The 4,684-nt window shown below is 63.2% G+C and carries 6 protein-coding genes and 1 pseudogene; 3 read left to right on the top strand and 4 right to left on the bottom strand.

Features of this window, described 5'->3' with window-relative positions; translation table 11 throughout:
• Positions 1–275, bottom strand: a 275-nt coding sequence (locus CJ301_RS18350; RefSeq protein WP_099278772.1) for an ArsR/SmtB family transcription factor, incomplete at its 3' end; no start/stop codon positions are given.
• Positions 276–331: 56 nt separating this feature from the next.
• Between CJ301_RS18350 and CJ301_RS18345 the strand changes: the two genes are divergently transcribed.
• The 3 genes from CJ301_RS18345 to CJ301_RS18335 are packed head-to-tail and all read left to right on the top strand — an operon-like array spanning position 332 to position 2,934.
• On the top strand, positions 332–1,186 hold the full coding sequence (locus tag CJ301_RS18345) for a cation transporter (RefSeq protein WP_064260189.1): 855 nt from the start codon (positions 332–334) through the stop codon (positions 1,184–1,186).
• A complete protein-coding gene (gene lspA / locus CJ301_RS18340; protein ID WP_009807499.1) occupies positions 1,183–1,683 on the top strand; it encodes a signal peptidase II in 501 nt (166 codons plus the stop codon). The genes CJ301_RS18345 and lspA overlap by 4 nt, the downstream gene beginning before the upstream one ends.
• 3 nt (positions 1,684–1,686) lie before the next feature.
• A complete protein-coding gene (locus tag CJ301_RS18335; RefSeq protein ID WP_047998166.1) occupies positions 1,687–2,934 on the top strand; it encodes a cytochrome P450 in 1,248 nt (415 codons plus the stop codon).
• On the opposite strand, the gene CJ301_RS18330 is transcribed toward CJ301_RS18335, so the two are convergent.
• The 3 genes and pseudogenes from CJ301_RS18330 to CJ301_RS18320 all read right to left on the bottom strand — a co-directional run.
• Positions 2,918–3,577 carry a cation diffusion facilitator family transporter gene (locus tag CJ301_RS18330; RefSeq protein ID WP_082379096.1) on the bottom strand — a complete coding sequence of 220 codons (660 nt, stop codon included), beginning with the start codon at positions 3,575–3,577 and terminating at the stop codon, positions 2,918–2,920. The genes CJ301_RS18335 and CJ301_RS18330 overlap by 17 nt on opposite strands.
• 112 nt (positions 3,578–3,689) lie before the next feature.
• Entirely contained in the window at positions 3,690–4,304 is a 615-nt protein-coding gene (locus tag CJ301_RS18325; RefSeq protein WP_099278771.1) for a class I SAM-dependent methyltransferase, read from the bottom strand.
• 4 nt (positions 4,305–4,308) lie between these two features.
• Positions 4,309–4,684 (bottom strand): annotated as a pseudogene (locus CJ301_RS18320) (cytochrome c biogenesis protein CcdA); the annotation flags it as partial.

Below are 4,684 nucleotides of genomic sequence, written 5' to 3'. Positions count from 1 at the left end.
TTCAGAAGGACCGTGATGCGCGGGTTGCTGATACGGTAACGGATGAAGCGCCCTTCGCGGTCGCTGGCGACAAGCCCGCAGTCCAGCAGGCACCTCAGATGGTTGGAGACGTTGGGTTGCGATAGTTCGGTCCGCTCGACGATCTCGTGAACGGCCAATGGCTCGTTGCAAAGTGCACCGAGGATGGCCAGGCGGCTCGGGTCCGCGAAGCCGCGGAACAGCTTCGCCCGTCGCTCGATGGTCGCGCTCTTGCGGTCATCGACGATTTGGGCCATATCACTCCTCGCTGATACGTTGTCCTTCAATTCATTCTAGCAGGAATAGCGCGACCATGGCCAACACCGAAAGTGCCGGACCGACGGCAGATGTTCCGCCCGTCCGTTACCGGGTTTCCGGTATGGACTGCGCGAAGGATGCCGCGCAGATCGAGCGGGCGGCGCAGTCGGCCGGAGTCGCGGCTGACGATGTGAAGGTGTCGGCGGCGACGCACATCATGACACTGAGCGCCCCCGAAGCGCGCCTGCCGGACATCGAAAAGGCCGTTGCGGTGACCGGCTACGGCTTCGACCGGATCGAAGGCGATGGAGACATTCCGCCGAATCCCGCCCATCAGGATCCGGCCTACCGACGCGCGCTCTGGATCGTCGTGATCCTGAACGTGGGTTACGGTGTCGTTGAAATGATCGGCGGGTTCATCGCCGGGTCACAGGCCGTGAAGGCCGATGCGCTCGATTTCATCGGCGACGGCGCGATCACCTTCCTTGGCCTGCTGGCCATCGGCTGGAGCCTCGCCTGGCGGGCACGGTCGGCCTTGATCCAAGGCATCTTCCTCGGCCTGCTCGGCCTTGGCGTCCTCGGCACGACCATCGTGCGAGTCTTCGAACGGACGACGCCGGATGCAGGTCTAATGGGCCTGCTTGGCATGATCGCCCTTGTCGTCAACGTCATCTCCGTTCTGCCGCTGCTGCGGTTCCGCAAGGGCGACGCGAACATGCGGGCCGTCTGGCTATTCTCGCGCAACGACGCCATCGGCAATGCGGCGGTTGTCGTTGCCGCCGGTCTCGTGGCGTGGCTGGGCAGCGCCTGGCCGGACCTCATCGTCGCCTTCGGCATCGCCGGACTGTTCCTGCACTCGTCTTGGGCAATCATCCGCGATGCGCGGGCCGATCTGAAGGCAGCGGCATGAACAGCCGCGTTCTGGGCGGGCTCTGCGCGATCGCGGCGTTCGGCCTCGATCAGGGTACCAAGGCGCTTGCGCTGAACACACCGGCGCTTGAGCGCGGCGTCGAGGTTCTACCCTTTCTCAATCTCGTGCGGGTTCTGAACGATGGAGTCAGCTTCGGTATGCTGGGCGGGATCGTGCCTTGGTGGGGTCTCATCGCGCTTGCTGGCGTGATCGTGGCATGGCTGCTGATCTGGTTGTGGCGCGCGCCGGACAGGCTGACGGCTGCCGCTCTCGGTCTGATCATCGGCGGCGCGCTCGGCAATGTCCTCGACCGGCTGCGTTATCAGGCCGTCCCGGATTTTCTGGATTTCCATTACGGAACATACCACTGGCCGTCCTTCAATCTTGCGGATGTGGCGATTTTCTGCGGTGCGGCCCTGCTGTTCTGGGACAGCTTCCGCTCGGCGCAGAACAAGCCCGAACGTAACCACCGAGAAGAAAACGTTACGGGGAAATAATCGATGTCCAGCATTCCATCCGCAAAGGGCATCGACAGCACGCTTGCCCTGCTGCGCAACCCATATGAGTTCATTCCGGACACATGCCGCGATCTTGAGGGCGACCTGTTCGAGACCCGCATCCTCTTTCAAAAGACGATCTGCATGACTGGTGCCGCAGCTGCGGAGGTCTTCTATTCCGAGGATGGGCTCGTGCGCGCAGGCTCGATGCCGAAGCGTATCCAGAGAACCCTGCTCGGCGAAAAGGGCATCCAGGGGCTCGATGGCGAGGCCCACCGTCATCGGAAGCGGATGTTTATGTCACTCATGGCGTCGGAGCGGATCGAAGCTCTCGAAAACACGACGCGGGACCTGTTGGACCGCTACGCACGGGACTGGCAAGCGGCGGAGAAGGTCGTTCTCTACGACGAAGTGCGCGAAATCCTCACCAGAGCTGCCTGCGCCTGGTCGGGCGTGCCGCTTCCCGAAGCGGAGGTCGAGACGCGGACGGCGCAGATGACGGCGCTCTTCCAAGACGCCGGGGCGGTCGGCTGGAAGCACTGGGGTGCGCGTCTGGCGCGGCATCGCGCAGAGCGTTGGACAGCCGGGATTATTGAACGGCTGCGCGACGGAAGCCTTCAGACAGGACAGGAAAGCGCCGCCCATGTCGTCGCGACGTGGCGCGATCTGAATGGGGAGCTGCTGACCTCCAAGGTTGCCGCCGTGGAGCTTCTGAACGTAGTACGCCCGATCGTCGCCGTCTCTGCGTTCATCGCCCAGGCGGCGCATGCCCTGCATCGGCATCCCGAGTGGCGGCAAAAGCTGAAGGACGACGAGGGACAGCTCGAACCTTTCGTGCAAGAGGTCCGCCGTCTGTATCCGTTCTTTCCCGCGGTCGCGGCACGGGTGAAGAGTGATTTCGAGTGGCGCGGATATCGCTTTTCCAAAGGGTACAGGGTTCTGCTCGACCTCTACGGCACAAATACCGACGCTCGCTCGTGGGACGCGCCGCAAGAGTTCCGGCCCGAGCGGTTTCACGATCGGGAGGTCACCCCCTACGACTTCATTCCGCAGGGCGGTGGTGATCACCACAGGAACCACCGTTGTCCGGGCGAGTGGATCGCGATCAGCCAGATGAAGGCGTTTTGCAGTTTCTTCGTGAACGCCATCGACTACGAAGTGCCAGATCAGGATCTGGATCTGGAAACCGAAGAACTGCCGCCCATGCCTAAATCCCGGTTCATCATGCGCAACGTCAGGCGTCGGCAGTAGCGTCGGCCTCCTCCGGCTCGACCGACCGCGCATCCTTGGTGGCCTCAAACGCTTCCCACGCAACGTAGGGCACGATCAGAAGCGCCGCGACCGGGTCGGCCCACCACCAGCCCATCCATTGCGTCAGACCGATCCCGGCCAACACCACGATTGTCTGATACTGGCAGATCATGGTGTCCTTGGCATCGTACTTCAGGGCGGGCGCATCGAGCCGTTTGCCATAGCGATACTTGCCCCAGGCGAGGAACGGGTTGACCACGAGCGAAGCACCCAGAATCGCGATACCCCACCAGTTGAAGCCCGGCGCCTTCTGCGAAATGAAGGCGGAGACCGCCTCGTAGAGGATCGCCGCGACGACGATCCAGAAGGCACAGGCAACCACGTAGAGCGCGACCTTCTTGCGGTGCAGGACCGTGCGCTTGCCGGCACCGTCCTTCTCCCCCTTCAAGCGCCAGATCAGCGTCGCGGCTGAGGTGGCTTCGACCGTGCTGTCGAGACCCCAGCTTACCAGTGCCGCGCTGCCGGTCAGAAGTCCCACGGTGACGGATACGACGACCTCGATGATGTTGTAGACGAGGCTGGCGATCTCGACGCGGATGCCGCGCGTCAGATTGGCCTGCCGGTTATCTTTCTGACTACTCATAATACCTCATAATGCGGAGCCTGCAGCAAAAGTTCGAGGCGGGAATTGATTGCCTTGCCATTAGTGTTGCGCCACGAATCGAAAGCCGATGTTGTTCTTTTTCCAAGCTTCCTTAGTAGAGGCGAGCTTGCCCCTCATACATGAATACGAATGGCCTCGGACCTGTCGCGTAGCCGGTGTCGAGCCGCTCGATCCGAAACCCGCTCTTCTCGACAAGGGCGTTCGTCGGGCGGTCAAGGTGACAGTTCCCGGCGCAACGCTTCCAGGCAGGCGTGAGCCAGCGCTGCCAGCGCCGGACACGGGCTTCCGGCGCCAAACCATGCTCGACGAAGCGGAAGATGCCGTCCGGCTTGAGAACGCGCCGGATCTCGGCGAGCGCCTTCTCCGGCTCCGACACGCTGCAGAGCGCCCAGGTGGCGACGACGCAGTCGACGCTGCGATCCTCCAGCGGCAATGCTTCGGCCACGCCCTCGATCATCTCGGCCGCGGGCATCAGGCCATGGGAGGTTTGCGCGGCCCGAGAGAGGAGTTCGGGCGACGGGTCAACACCGATGATCTGACGCACGGCCTCGGGGTAGAGCGCAAGGTTCAGGCCCGAGCCGATCCCGATCTCCAGCACACGTCCATGCAGCCCGGAGGCGGCGCGGCGCCGGTAGGGAAGAAGTTGATCCTGGCCCATCGCCAGATGCGTCAGCCGAGGGAGGATATGTTTCTCGTACAGTCGCATCTGTTCACCCGATCCGCGCAAGGACAGGGAAGGTGTCCAGCAGCCAGTAGGCCAGTGCGCTCAACCGCCCGGTCATCATCGCCAAACCCATCAGGATCATGACGCCGCCCGCAGCCTGATGCAGGCGGCGACCCCAACGACCGATGCCGCGCAGCCTGCCGGCAATACTGTCGGTGAACCCCGCGACGACCAGAAACGGGATCCCAAGGCCGGCCGAGTAGAAGGCAAGCAATGCGACGCCCTCGCCAATCGTCGCGCTTGTCGCGCTGGCGGTTAGGATGGCGCCGAGGATCGGCCCGATGCACGGTGTCCAGCCGAAACCGAAGGCGAGTCCGAGCACGTAGGAGGCGACCGGTTGCCCGCCCGGCAGGTCGAGATGA

This window comes from Limimaricola cinnabarinus, from assembly GCF_002723615.1.
GTDB lineage: Bacteria > Pseudomonadota > Alphaproteobacteria > Rhodobacterales > Rhodobacteraceae > Limimaricola > Limimaricola cinnabarinus_B.
The sequence above is the reverse complement of the archived record's forward strand: the minus strand, read 5'-3'. Positions and strand labels throughout refer to the sequence as shown.

Excerpts from the sequence above, each read along its gene's own strand:
- CJ301_RS18345 (WP_064260189.1), top strand. The coding sequence starts at position 332 with ATGGCCAACACCGAAAGTGCCGGACCGACGGCAGATGTTCCGCCCGTC.
- lspA (WP_009807499.1), top strand. The coding sequence starts at position 1,183 with ATGAACAGCCGCGTTCTGGGCGGGCTCTGCGCGATCGCGGCGTTCGGC.
- CJ301_RS18335 (WP_047998166.1), top strand. The coding sequence starts at position 1,687 with ATGTCCAGCATTCCATCCGCAAAGGGCATCGACAGCACGCTTGCCCTG.
- CJ301_RS18330 (WP_082379096.1), bottom strand. The coding sequence starts at position 3,577 with ATGAGTAGTCAGAAAGATAACCGGCAGGCCAATCTGACGCGCGGCATC.
- CJ301_RS18325 (WP_099278771.1), bottom strand. The coding sequence starts at position 4,304 with ATGCGACTGTACGAGAAACATATCCTCCCTCGGCTGACGCATCTGGCG.